Annotated in this window: 23 protein-coding genes and 1 pseudogene; 18 read left to right on the top strand and 6 right to left on the bottom strand. The window is 36.5% G+C overall.

What is annotated here, in order from left to right; genetic code table 11:
- Position 1: 1 nt before the first annotated feature.
- The 8 genes and pseudogenes from ctaD to EDC24_RS04935 all read left to right on the top strand — a co-directional run bounded on the left by ctaD (position 2) and on the right by EDC24_RS04935 (position 8787).
- Complete coding sequence (ctaD, locus tag EDC24_RS04970) at positions 2–1858, top strand: cytochrome c oxidase subunit I (RefSeq protein WP_124220241.1); 1857 nt, start codon at positions 2–4, stop codon at positions 1856–1858.
- Positions 1851–2471: a cytochrome (ubi)quinol oxidase subunit III gene (locus EDC24_RS04965; RefSeq protein WP_124220239.1), complete on the top strand. Its 621-nt coding sequence runs from the start codon at positions 1851–1853 to the stop codon at positions 2469–2471. The genes ctaD and EDC24_RS04965 overlap by 8 nt, the downstream gene beginning before the upstream one ends.
- A gap of 3 nt (positions 2472–2474) precedes the next feature.
- Positions 2475–2798 carry a cytochrome c oxidase subunit IVB gene (gene ctaF, locus EDC24_RS04960; RefSeq protein WP_124220237.1) on the top strand — a complete coding sequence of 108 codons (324 nt, stop codon included), beginning with the start codon at positions 2475–2477 and terminating at the stop codon, positions 2796–2798.
- 283 nt (positions 2799–3081) lie between these two features.
- Positions 3082–4095: an ABC transporter ATP-binding protein gene (locus tag EDC24_RS04955; protein ID WP_124220235.1), complete on the top strand. Its 1014-nt coding sequence runs from the start codon at positions 3082–3084 to the stop codon at positions 4093–4095.
- Positions 4070–5038: an ABC transporter ATP-binding protein gene (locus tag EDC24_RS04950; protein WP_124220233.1), complete on the top strand. Its 969-nt coding sequence runs from the start codon at positions 4070–4072 to the stop codon at positions 5036–5038. The genes EDC24_RS04955 and EDC24_RS04950 overlap by 26 nt, the downstream gene beginning before the upstream one ends.
- A 51-nt stretch (positions 5039–5089) precedes the next feature.
- A pseudogene (locus tag EDC24_RS04945) lies at positions 5090–6774 on the top strand (ABC transporter substrate-binding protein).
- 84 nt (positions 6775–6858) lie between these two features.
- Positions 6859–7860, top strand: coding sequence for an ABC transporter permease (locus tag EDC24_RS04940; protein ID WP_124220231.1), 1002 nt, complete (start codon positions 6859–6861; stop codon positions 7858–7860).
- Positions 7861–7869: 9 nt separating this feature from the next.
- Positions 7870–8787 (top strand): ABC transporter permease, encoded by a 918-nt coding sequence (locus EDC24_RS04935; RefSeq protein WP_124220229.1) that lies wholly within the window; start codon positions 7870–7872, stop codon positions 8785–8787.
- Positions 8788–8826: 39 nt separating this feature from the next.
- On the opposite strand, the gene EDC24_RS04930 is transcribed toward EDC24_RS04935, so the two are convergent.
- The gene (locus EDC24_RS04930) at positions 8827–9624 is read right to left on the bottom strand and encodes an alpha/beta fold hydrolase (protein ID WP_124220227.1); all 798 of its coding nucleotides are present in this window, start codon (positions 9622–9624) and stop codon (positions 8827–8829) included.
- A 307-nt stretch (positions 9625–9931) separates the two neighbouring features.
- Between EDC24_RS04930 and ctaG the strand changes: the two genes are divergently transcribed.
- Both ctaG and EDC24_RS04920 read left to right on the top strand, forming a co-directional pair.
- Positions 9932–10846 carry a cytochrome c oxidase assembly factor CtaG gene (gene ctaG, locus EDC24_RS04925; RefSeq protein WP_124220225.1) on the top strand — a complete coding sequence of 305 codons (915 nt, stop codon included), beginning with the start codon at positions 9932–9934 and terminating at the stop codon, positions 10844–10846.
- A 7-nt stretch (positions 10847–10853) separates the two neighbouring features.
- Complete coding sequence (locus tag EDC24_RS04920; protein WP_124220223.1) at positions 10854–11315, top strand: DUF420 domain-containing protein; 462 nt, start codon at positions 10854–10856, stop codon at positions 11313–11315.
- A 48-nt stretch (positions 11316–11363) separates the two neighbouring features.
- On the opposite strand, the gene ytvI is transcribed toward EDC24_RS04920, so the two are convergent.
- A complete protein-coding gene (gene ytvI / locus EDC24_RS04915) occupies positions 11364–12422 on the bottom strand; it encodes a sporulation integral membrane protein YtvI (protein ID WP_124220220.1) in 1059 nt (352 codons plus the stop codon).
- Between the two features lie 75 nt (positions 12423–12497).
- Complete coding sequence (locus tag EDC24_RS04910) at positions 12498–12875, bottom strand: YugN family protein (RefSeq protein WP_124220218.1); 378 nt, start codon at positions 12873–12875, stop codon at positions 12498–12500.
- A 195-nt stretch (positions 12876–13070) separates the two neighbouring features.
- Between EDC24_RS04910 and ylbD the strand changes: the two genes are divergently transcribed.
- The 3 genes from ylbD to EDC24_RS04895 all read left to right on the top strand — a co-directional run bounded on the left by ylbD (position 13071) and on the right by EDC24_RS04895 (position 14257).
- On the top strand, positions 13071–13445 hold the full coding sequence (ylbD, locus tag EDC24_RS04905; protein ID WP_124220216.1) for a spore coat protein YlbD: 375 nt from the start codon (positions 13071–13073) through the stop codon (positions 13443–13445).
- A 64-nt stretch (positions 13446–13509) separates the two neighbouring features.
- Positions 13510–13956, top strand: a complete 447-nt coding sequence (locus EDC24_RS04900) for a YlbF/YmcA family competence regulator (RefSeq protein ID WP_124220214.1) — start codon at positions 13510–13512, stop codon at positions 13954–13956.
- A 22-nt stretch (positions 13957–13978) separates the two neighbouring features.
- Positions 13979–14257, top strand: a complete 279-nt coding sequence (locus tag EDC24_RS04895) for a YlbG family protein (protein ID WP_245997966.1) — start codon at positions 13979–13981, stop codon at positions 14255–14257.
- 63 nt (positions 14258–14320) lie between these two features.
- On the opposite strand, the gene EDC24_RS04890 is transcribed toward EDC24_RS04895, so the two are convergent.
- Positions 14321–14707, bottom strand: coding sequence for a DUF7147 family protein (locus EDC24_RS04890; protein WP_124220212.1), 387 nt, complete (start codon positions 14705–14707; stop codon positions 14321–14323).
- A 126-nt stretch (positions 14708–14833) separates the two neighbouring features.
- On the opposite strand from EDC24_RS04890, the gene EDC24_RS04885 reads away from it, so the two are divergent.
- From EDC24_RS04885 to coaD, 3 genes are all read left to right on the top strand, one after another.
- Positions 14834–16222: a hypothetical protein gene (locus tag EDC24_RS04885; RefSeq protein ID WP_124220210.1), complete on the top strand. Its 1389-nt coding sequence runs from the start codon at positions 14834–14836 to the stop codon at positions 16220–16222.
- A gap of 232 nt (positions 16223–16454) precedes the next feature.
- Positions 16455–17012 (top strand): 16S rRNA (guanine(966)-N(2))-methyltransferase RsmD, encoded by a 558-nt coding sequence (gene rsmD, locus EDC24_RS04880; protein ID WP_124220208.1) that lies wholly within the window; start codon positions 16455–16457, stop codon positions 17010–17012.
- Positions 17013–17025: 13 nt separating this feature from the next.
- The gene (gene coaD / locus EDC24_RS04875) at positions 17026–17508 is read left to right on the top strand and encodes a pantetheine-phosphate adenylyltransferase (RefSeq protein WP_124220206.1); all 483 of its coding nucleotides are present in this window, start codon (positions 17026–17028) and stop codon (positions 17506–17508) included.
- A gap of 266 nt (positions 17509–17774) precedes the next feature.
- On the opposite strand, the gene ylbJ is transcribed toward coaD, so the two are convergent.
- Positions 17775–18986, bottom strand: coding sequence for a sporulation integral membrane protein YlbJ (gene ylbJ, locus EDC24_RS04870; RefSeq protein ID WP_124220205.1), 1212 nt, complete (start codon positions 18984–18986; stop codon positions 17775–17777).
- A 150-nt stretch (positions 18987–19136) separates the two neighbouring features.
- Here ylbJ and EDC24_RS04865 point away from each other — a divergent pair, with 150 nt between their 5' ends.
- Both EDC24_RS04865 and EDC24_RS04860 read left to right on the top strand, forming a co-directional pair.
- Positions 19137–19928 (top strand): patatin-like phospholipase family protein, encoded by a 792-nt coding sequence (locus EDC24_RS04865; protein WP_124220203.1) that lies wholly within the window; start codon positions 19137–19139, stop codon positions 19926–19928.
- Positions 19921–20937, top strand: coding sequence for a SepM family pheromone-processing serine protease (locus tag EDC24_RS04860; RefSeq protein ID WP_342769342.1), 1017 nt, complete (start codon positions 19921–19923; stop codon positions 20935–20937). The genes EDC24_RS04865 and EDC24_RS04860 overlap by 8 nt, the downstream gene beginning before the upstream one ends.
- 188 nt (positions 20938–21125) lie before the next feature.
- On the opposite strand, the gene EDC24_RS04855 is transcribed toward EDC24_RS04860, so the two are convergent.
- The gene (locus EDC24_RS04855) at positions 21126–22340 is read right to left on the bottom strand and encodes a nucleotidyltransferase (RefSeq protein ID WP_124220200.1); all 1215 of its coding nucleotides are present in this window, start codon (positions 22338–22340) and stop codon (positions 21126–21128) included.
- Positions 22341–22462: the final 122 nt, after the last annotated feature.

The following is a 22462-nucleotide window of genomic DNA, read 5'->3' as shown; positions in this document are numbered from 1 at the left end:
CGTGAGCACAACAGCTAGAAAAGCTGGTTTCGGGGCTACTTTATGGGACTACTTAACAACAGTAGACCATAAGAAGATCGGAATCCTGTATTTAATTGGCGGATTCTTCTTCTTCTTACTCGGTGGTCTTGAAGCAATGCTTATTCGTATTCAGTTAATTGCACCGGATAATGAATTTATCTCGGCTCAATTCTACAATGAAGTATTAACCATGCACGGAACAACCATGATCTTTTTAGCAGCGATGCCGTTAATCTTTGCATTAATGAACGCTGTTCTGCCGTTACAAATAGGTGCACGAGATGTTGCATTCCCATTTGTTAACGCATTAGGTTTCTGGTTATTTTTCTTCGGTGGTGTAATGTTAAATGTCTCTTGGTTTGTAACAGGAGCACCTGATGCAGGTTGGACAGCATACGCACCTTTATCGATATTCTCTGAAGGTCATGGTGTTGACTTTTACGCCATAGGTCTACAGATTGCAGGTTTTGGTACCCTTATGGGTGGTATTAACTTTATAGTTACAGTTGTAAACATGAGAGCACCAGGCATGACATACATGAGAATGCCATTGTTCACATGGACAGCATTTATTGCAAGTGTTCTAATTCTATTCGCATTCCCAGCGTTAACCGTTGGTCTATTCTTATTAACATTTGATCGTTTATTCGGTGCGAATTTCTTTGACCCTTCAATGGGTGGTAACGTCATTATTTGGGAGCACTTATTCTGGATATTTGGACACCCAGAAGTTTATATCTTAATTCTCCCAGCATTTGGTGTGTTTAGTGAAGTGATTTCGACGTTTGCTAAGAAACGCTTATTTGGTTACTCTTCAATGGTATTCGCAACTGTTTTAATCGCGTTCTTAGGTTTCATGGTTTGGGCACACCACATGTTTACAGTAGGTTTAGGACCAATTGCGAACTCAATTTTCGCAGTAGCAACAATGGCAATTGCCGTGCCAACGGGTATTAAAATCTTTAACTGGTTATTTACTCTATGGGGCGGTAGTATTAGGCTAACTTCTCCAATGGTATTTGCCTTAGGTTTCATACCAACCTTTACAATTGGTGGTATGACCGGTGTTATGTTAGCTTCTGCTGCGGCAGACTTTCAGTATCACGACTCATACTTCGTTGTAGCGCACTTCCACTATGTTATTGTAGGTGGTACTGTGCTTGGTATTTTTGCCGGTATCATTTACTGGTGGCCAAAAATGTTCGGTACAATGTTAAACGAAAAACTAAATCATTGGTTCTTCTGGCTATTCTTTATTGGCTTCCATTTAACTTTCTTTGTTCAACACTTCTTAGGTTTAATGGGTATGCCAAGACGTTATTGGAAGTTCCAAGGCGAACAAGGTTTAGATTTATTTAACTTAATAAGTACTATTGGTGCACTCTTTATGGCAGTCGGTACAATTATATTCATATATAATGTCATTGTGACACAAACTAAAGGACAGAAAGTGTCTGGTGACCCATGGGATGGCCGTACGTTAGAATGGGCTATACCATCTCCACCTCCTTTCTATAACTTCAAACAGGAGCCTTTAGTACGCGGACTAGACCCACTTTGGGTTGAGAAGATGGAAGGCGACGGCAAGATAAAACCTGCAGAACCACTTGGTGATATTCACATGCCGAACCGTTCATTTGTACCGTTTGTTATGTCACTTGGATTATTTATTGCTGGTTTCGGTGTCATGTATCAAGGCGGATACTGGATCTTAGCAGTCATTGGTTTTGCAATTACAGCAGGAAGTATGCTTTACCGTTCATTCAAAGACGACTTAGGTTATCATGTTCATAAAGAAGACTTAGAAGATGAAGAGGGGGATGGTTCTAATGGCTGATGATATGCTTAAATCAACTAACTTACCGCAAAACCCAGAAAGAGCCACCCTTGAAGGTCGCAACAAATTTATGGGTTTTTGGTTTTTCCTTGGTGGAGAAACAGTATTATTCGCAAGTTTATTCGGTACGTTTCTTGCTCTAAGAAATTCAACAGCTGAAGGTCCAGCTGCCAATGAAGTTTTCGGGTTAGAACTTGTATTTATTATGACTATGGTACTTTTAACTAGTTCATTAACTAGTGTTTATGCGATGTACCATATGAAGAATAATGATCCTAAGAAAATGCAACTTTGGCTAGGTATTACAGTAGCATTAGGTTTTGTGTTCCTAGGCTTTGAAATTTATGAGTTCTATCATTACGTAAATCATTATGAGTTTGGTTATTCAACATCGGCTTTCTCATCAGCCTTCTATACACTCGTTGGATTCCACGGAGCTCACGTTGCATTTGGTTTAGTTTGGATCATTGGTCTAATGATCCGTAATGCTAAACGTGGAGTTAACCTTTACAACGCACCGAAGTTTTATATTGCTAGTTTATACTGGCACTTCATTGACGTTGTGTGGGTATTCATTTTCACAGTAGTATATCTAATGGGAAAGGTGGGCTAAGAAATGACAGACAACACCAATTCCACAAACGAAAAACAGCAGTTCTACAGAAAAAAGCATAAAGAAGAAATGAAACATCACGTCCTAACTTTTGCCATGATGATTGCATTTACATTAATTGCATTTGGTTTGGTTCTGGCTGAAGTTAGCCCAATGTTCACAATTCCTATTATTATCGTCTTAGCTGCCGTACAAGTACTATTTCAGTTATACTACTTCATGCACATGAACCAAGAAGGTCATGAGATGCCAGCTTTAATGATCTACTCAGGTATTTTTGCAGCTGTATTAACAGTTCTAGCTTTAACGACAATTGTATGGTGGTAAGTTGCAAAAGCAAGCACACTTTAGTGTGCTTGCTTTTTTTTAATCCACTGAATAACTTCCCTTTGTATTATTTCACTTCAACAGTGTTTTAGAATTATTTTTGAATTAACCACTTAAACTCTTCCATTTTATTAGGACATAATACCTATAATATCTAACTTAATAGTTATAATAGTTCTAAAGTTTTTATATATACTTGATTATTAAAGCAATTTTCAGTATAGTATTTTACACATAGTTCTGAAAATTACTAATATTATGTTTTTGGAATGGGGTTACTTAAATGGATAACATTGTACTAGAATTAAAAGATTTACATACCCACTTTTTTACAGATAACGGTGAGATTCCAGCTGTTGATGGTGTTAGCTTTGATCTAAAAAAAGGTGAAGTCGTTGGAGTAGTTGGGGAATCTGGTTCAGGAAAAAGTGTTACGTCACTATCAGTTATGCAATTGATTCCAAATCCACCAGGCAAAATTGTTGGAGGAGAAATACTGTTTAAAGGTGAAAATTTAGCTAATGCTAGTGAAAAACGAATGAGGAAAATTCGAGGTAATGAGATTTCTATGATTTTCCAAGAGCCAATGACTTCATTGGACCCTGTATTTACAATCGGTAATCAGCTTATTGAAGCTATTCGATTTCACCAAAAAATTTCAAAGAAACAAGCACGTCAAAGAGCTATACATATGCTTGAGTTAGTTGGTATTCCGAGGGCAGATGAAATTGTAGATGAATATCCACATCAATTGTCTGGTGGCATGAGACAGAGAGTTATGATTGCGATGTCCATGTCGTTAAATCCTGAAGTCTTAATAGCAGATGAGCCGACAACTGCGCTAGATGTTACGATTCAAGCTCAAATATTAGATTTAATGAGAAATTTAAATCAAGAGCAAGGGACATCGATTCTGTTAATTACACACGATTTAGGTGTTGTTTCTGAAATGTGTGATCGCGTCGTCGTTATGTACTCGGGTCAAGTCGTTGAAGAGGGAACAGTTAGGGAAATTATTAAAGACCCTCAGCACCCTTACACTAAAGGTCTCATTCGATCACTTCCGAATCTTTATAAAAAGGAACAAAAGTTGTATTCCATACCAGGAACTGTTATGAAACCTTCAACAGAGTATGTTGGTTGTCGGTTTGCTTCTAGATGTGAATTCGCATTTGACAGGTGTTTTAACGAAAATCCTGATCTATATGAACTAAACCACCAACGCAAAAGTAGATGTTTCTTACACGATGAAGAGAAGGAGGTAGGCGAATTTGTCGACACCAATACTAGAAGTTAAAGGCTTAAAAAAATATTTTGATATACGAGGCGGAGTGTTCGGGAAAAAAGTAGGTGACGTAAAAGCTGTTGATGATGTGTCATTTACCGTAAACAGAGGGGAAATATTAGGCTTAGTAGGTGAATCTGGTTGTGGTAAGTCAACTACTGGAAAAGCCTTACTTAGGTTAGTAGAACCGACAGATGGTGAGGTCATCTTTGAGGACGAAAACATTCTTGATTTATCTAAAGAGCAGATGAGACGTTTACGTAAAGATATGCAAATTGTATTTCAAGATCCATATGCTTCATTAAACCCAAGGCATACAGTTGAGAAGATAATAAGTGAACCGTTAATAACACATGGCGTTGAATCCAGCAAAGAACAAAAAGAGAGAGTAAAAGAATTATTGGAAGTTGTTGGGTTAGAAGCTGATCACGCCTCAAGATATCCGCACCAATTTAGTGGCGGACAAAGACAACGTATTGGAATTGCTCGAGCGTTAGCTAATAATCCGAAATTAATCGTTTGTGACGAACCTGTATCAGCACTAGATGTATCGGTTCAATCTCAAATTCTTAATTTGATGGAAGAGCTAAGAGATAAATATCACTTAACCTATATTTTTATCGCTCATGACTTAAGCGTTGTTAAACATATTAGCGATCGTGTTGGCGTAATGTATTTAGGGGGATTAGTAGAATTAACGACAAAGGATCAACTCTATGAATCTCCTAAGCATCCATATACTCAAGCCTTATTATCGGCTGTGCCTGTGGCGGACCCGGACTATGAAGTAGACAGGGTAATTTTAGAGGGTGATGTTCCGAGCCCTTCAAACCCACCTTCTGGTTGTCCATTCCACACGAGGTGTCCGATGGCGATGGATGTTTGTAAAGAAGTTAAACCAGAGTTTCGAGAAATAGAAGATCAACATTTTGTTGCTTGTCATTTGTATGAATGATGAGCCAACAATTTGTTATCTATAAATTAAAAAATTTTAGGGGGTAAAGGAATGAAAAAGTTTTCGTTTCTGTTAATGCTATTACTAGCTTTTACGTTAGTATTAGCCGCTTGTAATTCTGATGACTCATCAGATTCTGATGACAATTCAGATGACGATCAAGAACAACAATCAGATGATAACAACGATTCAGAGGATGATGCAGATACTGAAGAAGAAGGTGAACAAGTCCTAGTATATGCTCGAGGTGGAGACTCAGAAAGTCTTGACTTTGGTAGTACAACGGATGGGGAATCTTCTCGTGTAACGAAGCAAATTTATGAGAGTTTATTAGATTTCGAGAAAGAAAGTTTCGAGCTTAAACCTGGTCTAGCACATGATTGGGATGTTAGTGATGATGGTTTATCTTATACTTTCTATCTAGAAGAAGGTGTGACATTCCATGATGGCACTGACTTCAACGCTGAAGCTGTAAAAACAAACTTTGAGCGTTGGTCAGACCCTGAACATGAATATGCATTTACAGACGAAGGTTATAGTTACTCCATGTATGGAACAATGTTTGGTGGTTTCAAAGGTGACGAAGGGCACGTTATTGAAGAGATTAATGTGAATGGTGATTATGAAATCGAATTTGTTTTAAAACAACCATTAGGTTTCTTCCTTCAGAACATGGCGATGAGTTATTTTGCAATCACGTCTCCAGCTGCTCTTGAAGAACATGGTCCTGCCATTAATGAGAAACCTGTAGGAACTGGACCATTTGAATTTGAAAGCTGGACTAGAGATGAAAGTATTGTATTAGAAAAGAATGAAAATTACTGGAAAGAAGGTCTTCCAAAACTAGATCGAGTTATTTTTGAAGTTATACCAGATAACTCGTCTCGTCTAATTGCTCTTAATTCTGGCGAAGTTGACATCATGGACGGCTTAAACCCTGACGATGCAGATATTGTGGAATCAGAAGACGGTGTTGAACTTTTAACACGTGCAGAAAACAACTTTGGCTATCTAGGTTTTAATAATGAAGTTGAACCGTTAGATGACAAATTAGTCCGTCAAGCTATTAATCATGCTGTGGACCGTCAAGCAATCGCAGACGCACTTTATAACGGGTATGCTGTTCCAGCTAAAACCCAGTACCACCTAGTTACTTAGGTTACAACGATGAAATTGAAGGTTATGAGTATGATTTAGAACAAGCTCAAGAGTTATTAGCTGAAGCTGGATATGAAGACGGATTCCAAATTGATTTATGGACTATGCCTGTAGCCCGTCCATATATGCCAGATCCAGAGACAGTGGCTTCCATTATTCAAGAGGATTTATCTCAAATCGGAATTGAAGTAAATATTGTTCGAGAAGAATGGGCGCCTTATTTAGAGAAGACCGCAAATGGTGAACAAGAAATGTTCATGCTTGGTTGGTCAGGTACAAATGGTGATCCGGATTATTTCTTAAGCAGTTTATTACATGGTGATAATGCCGGAAGTAGTAACCGTACGTTCTATAAAAATTCTGAGGTCGATGAATTACTAGATGCTGCTAAAGTATCTGTTGATCAAGAAGAACGTGCTAGCCTTTATAAGGAAGCTCAAGCGTTGATTCTTGAGGATTCACCAATGGTAACTTTAGTTCATTCACGTCCAGTGTTAGCTGCTGCTGACTATGTTAAAAACTATGTTCCGCATCCATCAACAAGTGAATCCTTAGCTGAAGTAGAACTAGAACAATAAACCATAAAGAGGGTAGTAGATTAACCTCTACTACCTTCTTAAAATTTATTATCATTTGATTGTACATAAAATTGGGGTGAAACCATGCTTTCATACACAGTCCGGCGATTATTAATCTTAATACCAGTACTTTTAGGGATGACCATCATAACATTCTCCATTGTCCATTTAATACCGGGGAACCCAGCGCAAGTAATACTGGGTGAATCAGCAACTGATCAACAAATTCAGAATCTTGAAGAAACAATGGGGATCAATGAGCCATATGTCAAACAGTATTGGATTTATTTGACGGATTTATTACAAGGTGATCTTGGAACATCATTAAAAACAAAATCAGAGGTTGTTTCCGAAATTGGGCCTAAGCTTGCAGCTACTGCTGAATTAACTTTTTTCGCGATGTTATTTGCAATTATCGTGGGGGTTAATGCAGGGATTGTTAGTGCGTGGAAGCAAAACTCTTGGTTCGATATTTTAGCGATGGTTGTTGCTTTAATTGGTGTCTCGATGCCTGTGTTTTGGTTAGCACTTATGGAAAAATGGTTCTTTGCTCAAGAGTTAGGATGGCTTCCGTCTGGTGGACGGGAGAGTAGTCGTGATCCAATTGAACCTATTACGCATTTCTTTGTCATAGACTCAATCTTACACGGTGATATGGAGCGACTTGTGACGACACTTAAACACTTAGTCCTTCCAAGTGTTGCATTAGGAACCATTCCAATGGCGATTATTGCGAGAATGACAAGGTCAAGTATGTTAGAAGTAATGAAATCAGATTACATTAGAACTATTCGTGCTAAAGGTTCAGGTCAGATAATTGTTATTTATAAACACGCTTTAAGAAATGCAACGATACCTGTTCTGACTGTAATCGGTTTACAAACAGGCGTACTATTAGGCGGTGCTATACTAACTGAAACAATTTTTAGCTGGCCTGGTATTGGACGCTATGTCTATGACGCCATAACATTTAGAGATTATCCAGTTATCCAATCCGGTATTTTAGTTATAGCATTTATATTCGTCATGATTAACTTAATAGTGGATCTACTTTATGCTTATATCGATCCAAGGATTAAATATTAGGGGGGAATAATGGTGAAGACAGAACATAAACCTGAATTATCAAATGAACAAGAACCATTAAATCAAAATGACAAGCAAACTAAAGCCATTTCCCCTTGGAAGGATGCCTTTAAACAGTTAAGGCGAAATCGCTTGGCTATAACAGGTTTTATTATCATCTTTATATTTTTGATGATGGGGATTTTAGCTCCTTTCTTGACTGATTTTACTTATAAGGAGCAAATGTTAACAGATCGTCTAACACCACCCAATAGTCAATATTGGCTAGGTACAGATGATCTAGGGCGAGATATTTTCACTAGAATTGCCTATGGGGCTAGAATATCACTAGCTGTTGGATTTTTTGCCATCGTCGGAGCTTTAGTATTTGGTAGTTTGCTAGGTATAATAGCAGGTTATTTTGGTAAATGGGTAGATATGTTGATTTCTCGTATCTTTGATATTTTATTAGCGTTCCCAAGTATTCTATTGGCCATCGCTGTTGTTGCAATATTAGGGTCGTCATTACAAAATGCGTTAATCGCAATATCAATTATTAATATTCCAATATTTGGCCGACTAGTCCGCTCGAAAGTAATTAGTCTTAGGGAAGAGGAATACATTTTAGCCGCGAAAGCTCAAGGGTTAAAACATGGAAGAATAATCTTCCATCATATATTGCCAAATAGTCTTGCGCCAATTATAGTTCAAGCTACATTAGGGTTTGGTACAGCTATTCTTGAAGCAGCTGCGTTAGGATTTTTAGGATTAGGCGCAAGTGAGCCAGATCCTGAATGGGGTAAAATGTTGTCGGATTCACAGGCTTATATTCAGTTGGCCCCATGGACACTTATATTCCCTGGGGTGAGCATCATGCTAGTCGTACTAGGATTTAACTTGATAGGTGATGGTTTAAGAGATGCATTAGACCCAAGGATGAAGAATTAGTACAAAAAACAGCAATCAGGGAATGACCTGATTGCTGTTTTAGTTTGCTTGACTGAGAACACTTTGCTGTTCAGATAAAAACTCTAAGGAAATCTCATTAAATTGTTTTGCTTTTTCTATATTGCAAACATGACCGCAGCTATTGATTACAACTAACTTTGCGTTAAGGTCTTTTTTTATATCCTTAGTTAACGGGTTTAAGAACAAATGGTCTTCGTTTCCTGATACATAGAGCTTAGGTGTGTCTGGTGCGAAATGATGAACATGCTCTATACTTTTTTCTATTTTATGACAAAGGTCATACCAACCTAGAAAATTTGTCCTTTTCATTTTCATAGCTTCTTTGACAAAGGTCAATCTTGATTCTTTATGGTTTGATCTTGGCATCATAATTCGAGCGAACAATCGATAAATCCACATATAAGGTGTAAAGTCTTTAACCATAGTTCCTAGAGCTAGTAAAAACTTAGAAAAGGGAGTAAACCTTGTTACCGTCCCTGCTAATATAGCACTTTGAACTTTCTCGGGTGCGGACTTTAAAATATCGTGGATGATAATAGTACCTAATGATACACCAACAAAATGAGCTTTATGAATACCGATGGAGTCTAAGGTTTTAATTACTTCCTGAGCTGCTAGTTGTGAAGAGAAATCTTCTGTGTAACTATTTATATCAGGTGAATTACCATGCCCGGGTAACTCAACAGTAATGACGTTATAATGTCGTTTAAACGATTTTAACTGTTTGTAAAAAATATTTGAATTACCACCTAGTCCATGAATTAATACTAGTTCATCTTGTCCATCTATATAATTATGAATTTTATAGTCTAACATATACTTCCCGCCTCGTTATCTTTCTCTTAAATTGCTGTAAAATCGATTACAACAAATGACACCTACGCCATTATACCATTTTTGCCTATGTATTGTGTGACAAAACCACGACATTGTTAAAATTGGTAAAATTATTATAGGTTGTATTTAAGAAGATATAAAAGTTAAAATTTGATATGAATAGTGTGATAAATGTGTGTCTTTAATTTCAACAATTTTATTAACGAAGGGCAGAATTAGTCGAGTTCATTGGTCGATTGGTGTATACTGAATGGTGTGAAGTAGAGGACCTATGAGGTGATATAACATGTGGGATAAAATTCAAATATTTGGACTCGAAGCGTTGTGGAATCCAGATATTATAGTTATAACGATTATTTTAGGATTATTATATTATTTATTTACTGGACCATTAAAGCATAAAGCAGGGTTAGAAGAAACGACAACACGCAAACAAAAAGTCAGCGTTTATACAGCGCTAATACTGTTTTATGCTGTTAAAGGATCGCCATTATACTTATTATCTCATATTGTATTAATGGCTCATATGGTGCAAATGGCTGTCTTCTATCTAATGGTACCAATTTTGATTATTCGTGGTTTACCAGAAGTTTGGTGGAGGAAAATTTTCGATATAAGTGGAATAAAACATGTGTTAAATATATTGACAAAACCACTAATTGCTATATTGTTCTTTAATACTGTTTTTTCACTTTATCATTTACCTGTTATTTTGGATTTTTCAAAAACGAATAACTTGATACACTGGTCGATTACATTGTTCATTTTATTTGCCGCATTTTGTATGTGGTGGCCACTTCTTACGCCAATAAAAGAGCAAGATACGTTGAAGCCGTTATACAAAATCATGTACGTTTTTGCAAACGGCATGCTGATTACACCAGCTTGTGCCTTAATTATTTTTGCTAATGACCCATTATATGCGACTTATTCAGAACCGGATGCGTTCATGCAAGCAATGGCACTATGTGTACCCATAGATGTATTGCAAGGAATCGATTTAGGTGGTCCTCAATTGTTCTTAAACATGCCTTTAGTTTATGACCAGCAGGCAGCAGGGATTATTATGAAAGTATTGCAAGAAGTTATTTATGGTGGTGTATTAGCTAGAGTGTTCTTTAACTGGTACGATAGTGAGAATACTGGAGTCGATCCGATGCCGACGCAGCAAAATTTAACGCCTAATTATGAAAGAGGATGATGGACAAATGGATGTACCTTTCTTACCGACGATCAGTACAATGTTTATAGTGCTCAGTGCGATTATGATTGCTATTGGTTGGGTTTTAATTGTTAAGAACAAGCGAGAACAACATAGAGTCGTTATGATTACTGGAGCAGCATTTGCTTTAACATTTTTCATTCTTTATGTGTCAAGGACTGTATTTGTTGGAAGTACAAGCTTTGGCGGTCCCGAGGATATGACAATCTACTATACGCTTTTCTTAATTTTTCACATTATTTTAGCTACAACTGGTGCTGTATTTGGCATAGTTACGCTTACGTTAGCGTTTAAAAGAAACATTAAAAAGCATAGAAAAATTGGGCCAATCACTAGTATCATTTGGTTTTTTACGGCATTAACAGGCATTGCCGTTTATCTATTGTTATATGTTTTATACGAAGGAGAACAAGGTCAGAACTTGTTTCAAGCGATTTTCAGTGCATAAAAAAGGCATTCTCAAAACATAGATTTTGAGAATGCCTTTATTTTTGTATTAAATTTTAAGATTCCACTTAATGATGCCAGCTTCTTTAGCTGAGTTGAATAGAATGACAACTAATGGACCTAAGAAAAACCCTAAGAAACCAATTAATTGTAATCCTAAGAACATACTAATTAACGTCGGAAGTGGGGATAACCCAATATGGTGGCCCATCACTTTTGGTTCGATTGTTCTTCTGATTGTTAACAATATAACAGCCAATACGGCTAATTGCGTGCCTAGTAATAGATCGCCAGTGAAGAACATATATAGTGCCCAAGGTCCAAGAACAATAATTGAACCTATAATCGGTATTAAGTCAACTAGCCAGATAATTAATGACATGATGAATGCAACTTCAGGCACGAACAGTAGTAACCCTAGTAACGAAACAGTAAAAATAATGACACTTACGAGAAATTGAGCTTTTAAGAACCCTAATAGAACGTAAGACATTCTAGCATTCATAAATTTAAACTTTTCTTGCGTTTCTTCTGTCATCATATTATAAAACTTATTTCTTAAGTTCGGCAACTCTAACATAAATAAGAATAATGCAATGAGATAAACGAGTAGGCCAATTAGAAAGTTCGGGACTTTCATAAATACTTGAGTAATGCTTTCTACGTAATTATAGTCTTGTAATCTTGTGCCATAATCACTTAATGTAGAAGTCACTTGGCTTTCAATTGAAGTTACAACTTCTCTTGGCCATTCTTCCGTAAATGCATCAATTTGCGTTTGAAGGTCCGACAATTCGGTTTCAACATCTTGTATGTATTCAGGGATGTTTTCAGTAATCTTGATGACCTGACCAACTACCTTAGTTGTAGTAAATGTACCGATGGTTGCCAAAATTAATATAAATAAAAGAAAAATAATCGTAACCGCAATTTTACGTGAGACTCTAAAGCGTCGAGTACACAACCTAACTAGTGGGTTAACAAATAGTGCTGTAATAAAAGCTAATAATAATGGGACTGAAATTGGTAAGATAAAGTAGAAAAATAGTATGAGTAGTAATATGTATAGCGCGATTGTCCACTGTCGTTTAGTAATATTTTTGAACAATTGACCCCTAGTCCCCTTTCATACCGCATCAAAATAATGTGGTATGGGTTCCGTTAAGAACCCATACCTTGAGGATTAATTTGCTTCTTCGGCAATAAATTGCTTCAACTGATCGTTCACATTATTTAAGATACGTTCAGTCTTTTCGGTTATGTTTTGAGGGATTTCTTCACCCTCACCATACTCAACACCATGTGGGTAGTGATGCTTACCTAATAATGGTGTTAATAACTTAATAACAGCCTTTCCTGTATCAACGTCACCTTCTACAGCATAACCACTTACACGGATATAGTAAGTAATATTCTTCTCTGGTGAGTTAATTTTGTGATCAAATGTGACACGTTCATAATCCCACTGACCAGCAAGAACAAAGCCATTTCTCTCCATGATATATGTTAGTGGTTGTAGGTCTAAAACTGTGTCTTGAATTTCTGTGCTTTCTATTTTCATTTTCTTCACCTCTACAATAAGTTTCGCTAAATTTATCATATTATGAAACCGTTAATTTATCAATTATTTCTAAACATTATCGTGAATGTGTAACAATTTATTCATAATATAAGCAATTTCTTGTGGATGATGAACACTTTTGAACCATTCAAATTATAATATTATAGCAAGTCATGTCAGAAAGGTGTGATTGAAATGAGCCATTTAGAATTACCAGATGAAGTTAGACGTTTTAAAGCGTTTGTAGAAAGCCGTAATGGTCTAAAAGATGATGTGCGTAATGGTAAATATACATGGCAAGAATTATTTGATAAATGGTATCTATCTGGTGAGCAAGATCCGTTTTGGGACCGATACGAACAATTGGAGCCAACAATAGACGATACATCATCTGATTACAAAGGTAAGTTTACAAATATACTAGATATGGTATCCAAAATTGATATTGATCAATTTGAAAAACAAGTTAATAATTTATCGCAAACCATTGACCAAGTACAAAGCTTTTTACAAAAGCAAAATAAATCTAAGCCCCACTATCATTATAACCAAAGAAAGCGATTCTTTTAACATGAAAATTGTCGGTTGGTAAACTCGCCTTCATTTGATAAGATAAGAGTACGGAGGTGAGTAAATGCTCGCTAATATGGAAGTAATTGAAACATTAGAGCATGCCGAAAAATTAGGCAAAATGATCAAGCAATCGGAAGACTTTGATATATACAACAAGAGGAAAACAGCCCTTTACAATGACTCAGACGCTCAAAAGCTCATGGATGATTTCTCAGATATGAAGGAACATTATGAAGATGTTCAGCGTTTTGGAAGGTATCATCCTGATTATAGTAAAATCATGAAAGAGATTCGTGAACAAAAACGTGATCTCGATATGCATGATACTGTTGCCATTTACAAGCAGTCAGAGACGCAGTTACAAGGATTATTAGATGACGTATCTGAAATTTTGGCAAATGCAATAAGCCCTAATATTAAAGCACCTAGAGATGGCATTGCATTAAAAGATACAGGATCTGGTTGCGGTTGTGGCAGTGGTGGCGAATGTGGCTGCCAGGCTTCATAAACATAGTAGGGGATGAGTAACAATGATGCTAACAAAACGCCAAGGAATTATTGTATGGATTAAACATCATAAATATGCTAAACGATTACGAAAATATGGTCATCTAATTTATGTTTCAAGAAAACAGAAGTACTTATTGCTTTATGTTGATCAGGATCATGCAGATGACATCGTAGACCAAATTAAGCAATTAAATTTTGTGAGGGATGTTGAGATTTCTTATAAGCCATTTGTTGATACAACGTTCCAAACGAAGCATCATTTTAAGGAAAAAGACGTTGAGTCTAAAAATATTTATTAAATCTTAAAAACAAAGGATGCCCAGAAGTCGTACTTTTGGGCATCCTTTTTTATGAGATTATATTTATCTTGAAGGGATTAAGTGATTTAACCTTAGGACTGCGATGAGTTGCTGGTAGTATAGTTGTTCTTCATGATATGTATTTGAAGGAGGGACGACTAACTCAATAATCGGTTGATTGAGTTTTCCACTAATTTCTTTAAAAGCATCATATCTAACATTAGATGAGCCATCGGGTTTTGGTATGCCTTCTAGACAAATATAAATAGGTTGAAATTGTCCTTTCGTAGTCGGTTTAAAAACAGCGGCAATTGATGTTCTTTCTTCATCGTTTTTAATTGTATGTAAGGCTAATAAACGCTCTACACGATCAGGCATTGACTCAATTAATTTTAATAGTTCGTAAATGTCTCCATAACCTTCACCTAATTTGATAAAGTGTTGTGTCATGTAAAAAACCTCCTCATAATTCCTATATAAATGTAGCACGATTTGCCCTTTTTGTGAAACGAGATAGTAAGGCGTTGTCACATTTGGTAAAATATAATCGAATGATACATTAAGGTGGTTACTTCTATGAGAGGTTTATTATCACTCACATTAATGATGTTGCTTTTATCAGTGATACTAGGATTTTATCATTGGCTAGAATTTCAGAGTGAGGTTTCTGCCGATGAAGACCAAGCTATTCAATTGAATATCGATTTAAACTATCAAGCGGATGTTGTAAATGCGGATGTTCATTTCTCCGTCACAAAGAAACGTGAAGTAGATATAAATATCCCAGAACAAGCTGAACTTTTAGATTGCCAGTTAAATGGGGAAGAATGCCTCGTTGAGGATATATCAGGTTTAGACGAAACGGATAACCTTTTAATTCGTTATCAAATCCCGTTTAACGTAAAAGATCAAGTTTTGACACATTGGATTCCAGATATTTCAAGCAACCAAGCATCACCACGTTATGAATTAATTGTCACGTCTAATCTTGATTCAGAATATGAGTGGTATACGTTCTCAAAGCCTGTTCATGAAGAGGCAATGGAGCACATTAATTATAAAAAGTATCACATAACCAATACGAATAACATTCCACTAATCGTATTAAAAGGTAATTATGAAGAAATGTATTTACCAAATCAAATAGGAGTACTGGCTTCCGTTCCATTTAAACTAGAGTCCTTAAAAGAGTTAATACAGGACTTTTCAAACATTGAGAATCAGTTATTTATTATTAATCCGAACTTTGATCAACTGCATTCAGAACATATTTCTTTTTTAGAACATGGGGAAAAGAGTCAAGTGGCATCTGCATTATTAAGCAACCAAATAATGGAGCAAATCAAGGTCTTACAAGAAGAGGATTATGTTCTTCTAAATGCTATTAACCACTATTTTTATTCCTCTGGTGCTAAATCTGAGCACGGACAAGCCATAGTTAAAGAGTTGCAGCAACATTTGACGGATTCAGATCGAAAAGCATGGCTTGAGATTTTAAAAAACACAAACCAAACCCATGAAACATTAGGTGGACTGTTAGATGAGTCTTTAAACGAATTAAATCTAAACACGAATTTCTTTAAAGAGAATTCGAATGATGAATTACACTCATTTACTTTAATAGACCAGCGAGAAGTTTTTTACCAAAATGAAAAAGTTAGTCTAACTAACCCGTTACTTAATTTGGATGGAAGAAGTTATTTAGCGTTGGATGATTTTAATGATGTAACTCAGTTTCGAATAATTAATACAAGTCCCGAAGATATTTTAATTCAAAAAGAATCAGACCAAATTCGACTATTCCCAGAAAGGGATCTAGTCATTATTAATGAGATGTCTTATCGAACAGAACCTAACTTTATTAAAAAAGTGAATGGAAAGTTATACTTAAGAATGGATGGGCTAGATGATGTACTTCCGATATCGGTTCGAATGTCGAATGACCAAATCCATATAAGAGAATAAAAAAAGTGGTTCTTTCTTAATCTTATGATTAAAAAAGAACCACAACTCTCCGTTTACTAACAGAGAGAGTACAAAAAGGGAGAGGAGAAACCGGAAGAAGGTCTTATGGGGAATGATAAGACTTTCTCCGTATTGAACGGATTCCTCTTAGTTCCGTTCTAGAAGCTATTTTTAACCAATAGAACATTTCTTATACATGAAAAGATAAAAAAGTTAAAGTTGGTGAAAAAGGATGAGAGTCATAGCAGGTCGATTTAAAGGACATCCAATCCAAGCAGTACCTAATCAAAAAACAAGACCGACAACAGATAAAGTAAAAGAGGCATTATTTCAAATTATCGGGCCTTATTTTGAAGAAGGACGTGCGCTTGATTTATTTGCAGGTAGCGGGAATCTCGCTATTGAGTCGCTAAGTAGAGGAATCGAGCACGTCGTTATGGTCGATGCTCAGTATCACGCCGTACAAACAATTAAAGAAAACGTTAAAAAGTTAAAAATAGAAGATGAATGTGAAATCTATCGTAATGATGCTTTTAGGGCTTTAAAAGCTGCTGGGAAGCGGGGGAAGACGTTTCATTATGTGTTTCTAGACCCGCCTTATGGAAAAGTGTCATTTGAGAAACTTCTTAACGCATTAGAAGAGAACGAAGTTTTAGAGTCTGGGGCTTATGTCATTTGTGAACATTCAAGTGAAGAACAATTGCCAGATTCTATAGATAGTTATACAATGTTAAGACGAGACGATTACGGGTCGTTAACACAAATAACGATTTATCGATTTCAGAATTAGGAGGACCACAATTATGCCAACTACTGCCATTTGCCCGGGGAGTTTCGATCCCATTACATATGGACATTTAGACATCATACGGAGAGGTGCCAAAATTTTTGACCACGTTATTGTGGCGGTTTTTAATAATCAGTCAAAATCACCTCTATTCACTGTAGAAGAGCGCTTACAATTAATTGAGGAAGCTACTAAAGATTTGCCAAACGTTTCATGTGATGTGAGCCAAGGTTTATTAGTGGATTATGCTAAAAGTAAACATGTTGATGTCATTCTAAGAGGTTTGCGAGCGGTAAGTGACTTTGAATATGAAATGCAGATTACGTCCATGAACCGTAAGTTAGAAGAAGATATTGAAACATTTTTCGTTATGACCAACAATCAATATTCTTTCTTAAGTTCAAGTATTGTTAAAGAAGTGGCAAAATACGATTCTAATGTATCAGATCTAGTGCCTGATGCTGTAGAAGTAGCTTTGAAAGAAAAATTTAAGTCATAAGCATGAAGCTTGGAAATTCGATTATAAATCATTTAAACTCCGTACAATGATAAAGCGTTTTGAATCTTAGTACGGAGTTTCTTATTCGCTCCGTCAAAATACTCCGCTTTCCGCAGGCACGGCTTCAACTTCCCAAAACTCACTGCCGTTCGTTTTGCGTGATTTTCAGCTCGTGCTGTTCCTTCAGGAGTCTCCGTATTTTGACTACGCTGAATTTAAACTTTTACCCTAATTTCTTATTTAGCACTAGTCATCAACCATTTGTTTTAGGCTCTTTTTATATTGCGATATAAATAAATGCAACCTATGGCTAATGCACTAAATGATATCCATTGTCCATAGGATTCTAGCCATTGCCATAAGTCCATCCAAAAGTAGGATGGGTATTCACTATGTTCTGAGTCAACTGTAATATCATAAGGTGAAAAAGCATTTCGATTAACGTATAGAGGTTTAAATAAAATTATCGTAAGCCATACTGAAAAGAAAATATGCAATAATCTTGCAAAGAAATAAGGTGCAAAACGAATATCTGTCGACGATAATATACTTGCTACTTGAGCTTGTATCGAAAAACCATTGAATGCAAGGATGGCGCTGACAAAGACAAGTTGAATGAGCAAAGAGGTATGTTCAGTTTGCGATACCATTTGTGCTCCCAATGTTATTTCAAAAAGGCCAGCTATGAAAGGAAGAGATAAACTATCTGGTATACCCATCATACTGAAAATATTACCTAATAGGGCACCGACTTGATTTGTAATGCCAGTTAAGAACAATAGCTTATTGATCACAGAGAATAAAACAATAAAGCCACCTACAACAACAAGTGTTTTAATCGAAGAATAAACAGCCTGTCCTAAAATCTGACCTAAAGGCTCGTCTGTTCGTTCTTTATGTAATGTGTCCCATGCTCGTTTAATAATAGACGATTCGTGTTGACGTTTTGGGCGACGTTCTCGTTGATTGTATTTATAATAACGCATGCAAAGACCAACTAAAACAGCTCCCACATAGTGGCTGCTAGCTAATAGAAGCCCTGTTTTTGGATCGTGAAAAAAACCGACAGATATTGCGCCAAAAATAAATAATGGGTTAGAGGCATTAGTGAACGACACTAATCGCTCAGCTTCTGTTTGCGTTAGAACACCCTCTTGTCTTAATCGGGCAGAAATTTTTGCACCAGATGGATAACCGCTTGCTAGTCCCATTCCCAGAACTACACCACCAGAGCCTGGTATATTAAATAGTGGTCGCATTAATGGCTCTAATAACATGCCGATTAACCGAACCACTCCGAAGGCTAATAACAACTCAGCGACAATAAAAAAAGGTAATAATGACGGAAAGACAATCTCAAACCATAAATTTAAACCTCTAATCGAGGCCTCAAGTGAGTCATCTGGATATATAATAATGGCTAGTGCTAAAAAGATGGTGCTTGTCGCATAGAAAATGGTCCTTATTTTTTCTGCCACCGGTATTCCTCCTAAATGCATTCATGGCTGTACGAATGAGTTGTCAAATAGTAAAATATAATGAGTAATGTACAAAAGATTTCTTATACACTATACGCGAGAAGGTCTTACATATATGCATAGATGAATTAAATCGACAGGAGGAAGCATATGAGCCGGCCGAAGATTGGTTTAGCATTAGGCTCTGGGGGAGCAAGAGGTTTTTCTCATTTAGGGGTTATTAAGATTTTAGAAAAAGAAGGCATTCCGATTGATTATATTGCTGGAAGCAGTATGGGTGCTTTAGTCGGTGCATTTTATGGAGCGGGTCAGTCTGTTGAACATTTATACCAGCTAGCTTTAACGTTTAAACGCAAGTATTTCATGGACTTCATTGTACCTAAAATGGGATTAGTTCAAGGTGAACGAATAAAATCTTACATACGAATGTTTACTTATAATAAGAATTTAGAGGACTTTGACATTCCAGTATCAATTGTAACCACAGATATTTATAGTGGTGAAAAAGTGATTTTCAAAGAAGGGGACGCTGCAACAGCTGTTCGGGCGAGTATATCTATACCGGGAGTTTTTGTTCCAGAAAAAGTGGATCAACGATTATTAGTTGATGGTGGAGTGATCGATCGGATTCCTGTTTCAGTTGTGAAAGATATGGGAGCCGATATCGTCATTGCAGTTGATTGTTCTAAATTTGAGAAAAACACAGAAATCTATTCGATTTATGATATTATTATGCAAAGTATTGATATCATGCAAAATGAAATCACAAATTATAGAATGGTGGATGCAGATGTCGTCATGCGTCCCGAAGTATATACATATAGTTCTAGAAACTATACTCAAGTAAGTGAAATTATACAAAAGGGTGAAGAAGAAGCGATTCAACATGTAGAGTCAATAAAAAAAGTAATATCGGATTGGAAGGGTCGTCATGATGATTAACCGTAAACAGTTAGCTTTATTTTCTATAATAATCATTGCCGTTTTTTTATTATCTAGCTATAAATTAGACTACTATATTTATCAACCTGGAGATATCTATTCATTAGATGAAGTGGTTGATGTAGAAGACCATTTTGATAGTGAAGGTGAACTTCATTTAGTTACTGTAAGAGGTGGTCAGGCAACACCATTTTATTATTTATGGGCTAAAATCAGGCCACATTATGAGATTTATGACTTAGAAGACATTAGACCTGAAGGCATTAGCCAAGAGGAGTATATCGATACTCAGCTTCATTTTATGGAAACATCTAAGGAAGCTGCACAGGTTGTGGCATATCGAGCTGCCGACCGCGATATAGAAATTGAATATAATGGCGTTTATGTGATGACCGTCGTTGATGGAATGCCAGCTGAAGGCCAATTGCAGTCTGGTGACCGAATTATTGAGATGGATGGTCAAACGGTCTCTTCATCTCAGGAAATAGTAGATATGACTCAATCTTATGAAGCGGGAGAAGAAATTGAGCTGACGGTCATTCGTGATGAAGAAGAAATCAGTGTAAGTTTTGCATTAGGGACATTTCCTGATGAACCTGATCGGGTTGGAATGGGAATTTCTTTAGTGACCGATCGAGAAGTGTCCGTTAGTCCTAATGCAAACTTTGATAGCGGAAGCATTGGTGGGCCTAGCGCTGGACTTATGATGGCTTTAGAGTTATATGACCAATTAACATCTGAAGACCTTACAAAAGGTTTAAAGATTACTGGAACGGGCGAAATCGATTATGAAGGAAATGTGTTCCGAATCGGTGGAATCGATAAGAAGGTAGTTGCAGCAGATCGTAAAGATGTTGATATTTTCTTCGCTCCAAATGAAGGTGGAAGAGAAGGATCCAATTACGAAGTTGCTAAAGAAACAGCAGAAGAGATTGGAACGGATATGGAGATCGTTCCCGTTGACACGTTTGATGATGCACTTAATTATTTAAAGGATTTGAAAAATTAAAGACAAAAGCTCCGGAGTAAAGGTTAAACTCCGGAGCTTAATTTTTTGTTCCAAGAAAGTAACTTTATGAGCTACTATTTTTGGTTTATGCGCTACTTTATTTAATTTATGCGGCGTGAAATTTGTCGAACGGTACCTTTTTTCAAATTTATGCGCCCTTTTAGAGTCATTTATGCGCTCTTTTAATATTAAAATAACTTTATCGGACCAGTGAGTTCTTGTTTTTTGAGCTGTTTTCGTTTTGGCGTAGGGATTGGTGCGTAATAGGCATTCGTTGCTCGTTCTTCTATATTTAGCATGTCGTGTTGATGTTCCTGCAAGTTTGAAAAAATAGGGATCTCTAAATCCTTTTTAATGGACTTAATATAGTTCCGGCCATTGTCCGTCATCCCTAGAATTCTTAAGTAAGGCGCCTGTTCTAGTTGATCAAATTCATTAACTTCGTTTTTAGTCGTGTTCGTTAAGATATGGGCAAACATTCGTTGAAGTCGTGTCCACGTATAGCGTTTGGTCTTAAGTAAATGCATCCATTGTTCAAAATTTTCGGCTTCTTGTACCGTTTGTTTAAGTCGATACTCTAATCCTTCAATCACACCGTGAATTTGGCTTAATTCTTCAACTGAGCGTGTATGAACGATTAACTGTAGGTAGGGAAAATACGATTCCCAACTATGCCAAGAGCCGCTCTTTTGTTGATAAGCTAATAATTGGTCAGTTGTCGACTGAGGTAGTGCGTTGATTGCATTCCGGGTCATCTCTTGTGATGTCAGTATCTCATTCCGAATGCTTGTTGCACTTGCAATCTCGTGCTCAATCTTAGGGTCGTGATAGCCACTTTTAGTTCTTCTAATCGTTCTTGGATTTATGCTACTTTTTAGTTCTTTTACGGCTTTCACATAGCTGAAGCCTAAAATATTGTTTGGTTGACTTAAGTCAATTTCGCCTTGTGTGAGATTAATCGATTCATATGCTTTCTTGCTGGCTTGTGGAAAGGATAACCCATCATCTAGATATTTATGTAAAGTTGATTGATATAAAGACTTTTCTTGTAAATAATGGTCATAGCCTTCTAAGAAAGGTTCGATATTTCCTTCTTCACTTCCGAAACAGACATCATCAACATTTAGGCCATCTAATTGCAACATGGCCCCTTTTGCAAATAAATCGGCATATTGGACAGCATATACATAAGGTAGTTCTAATAGAATATCTACACCACTTGTTAATGCAGCCTTGGCTCGATGGAATTTATCGATGATCGCTGGTTCTCCACGTTGCAAAAAAGAACCGCTCATGACAGCAACCATGACATCGGCTTGCGTTTCCTGTTTGGATTGTTCTAGGTGATAAACATGTCCATTATGAAAAGGGTTATACTCAACAATTAAACCGCATGCTTTCATTTTTTCACCGCCTATATTAAAATCACTCTAAGTCTAATTTAGAAGGAACGACTATTAAAATCAAGTTATCTTTGTTTAAAACCATTGCTGTTAAGAAAAAATATTGACAAAAGATTTATTTC

The organism is Aquisalibacillus elongatus (genome assembly GCF_003843875.1).
Taxonomy (GTDB): Bacteria; Bacillota; Bacilli; order Bacillales; family Alkalibacillaceae; genus Aquisalibacillus; species Aquisalibacillus elongatus.
This window is presented reverse-complemented; position numbering and strand designations above follow the sequence as displayed.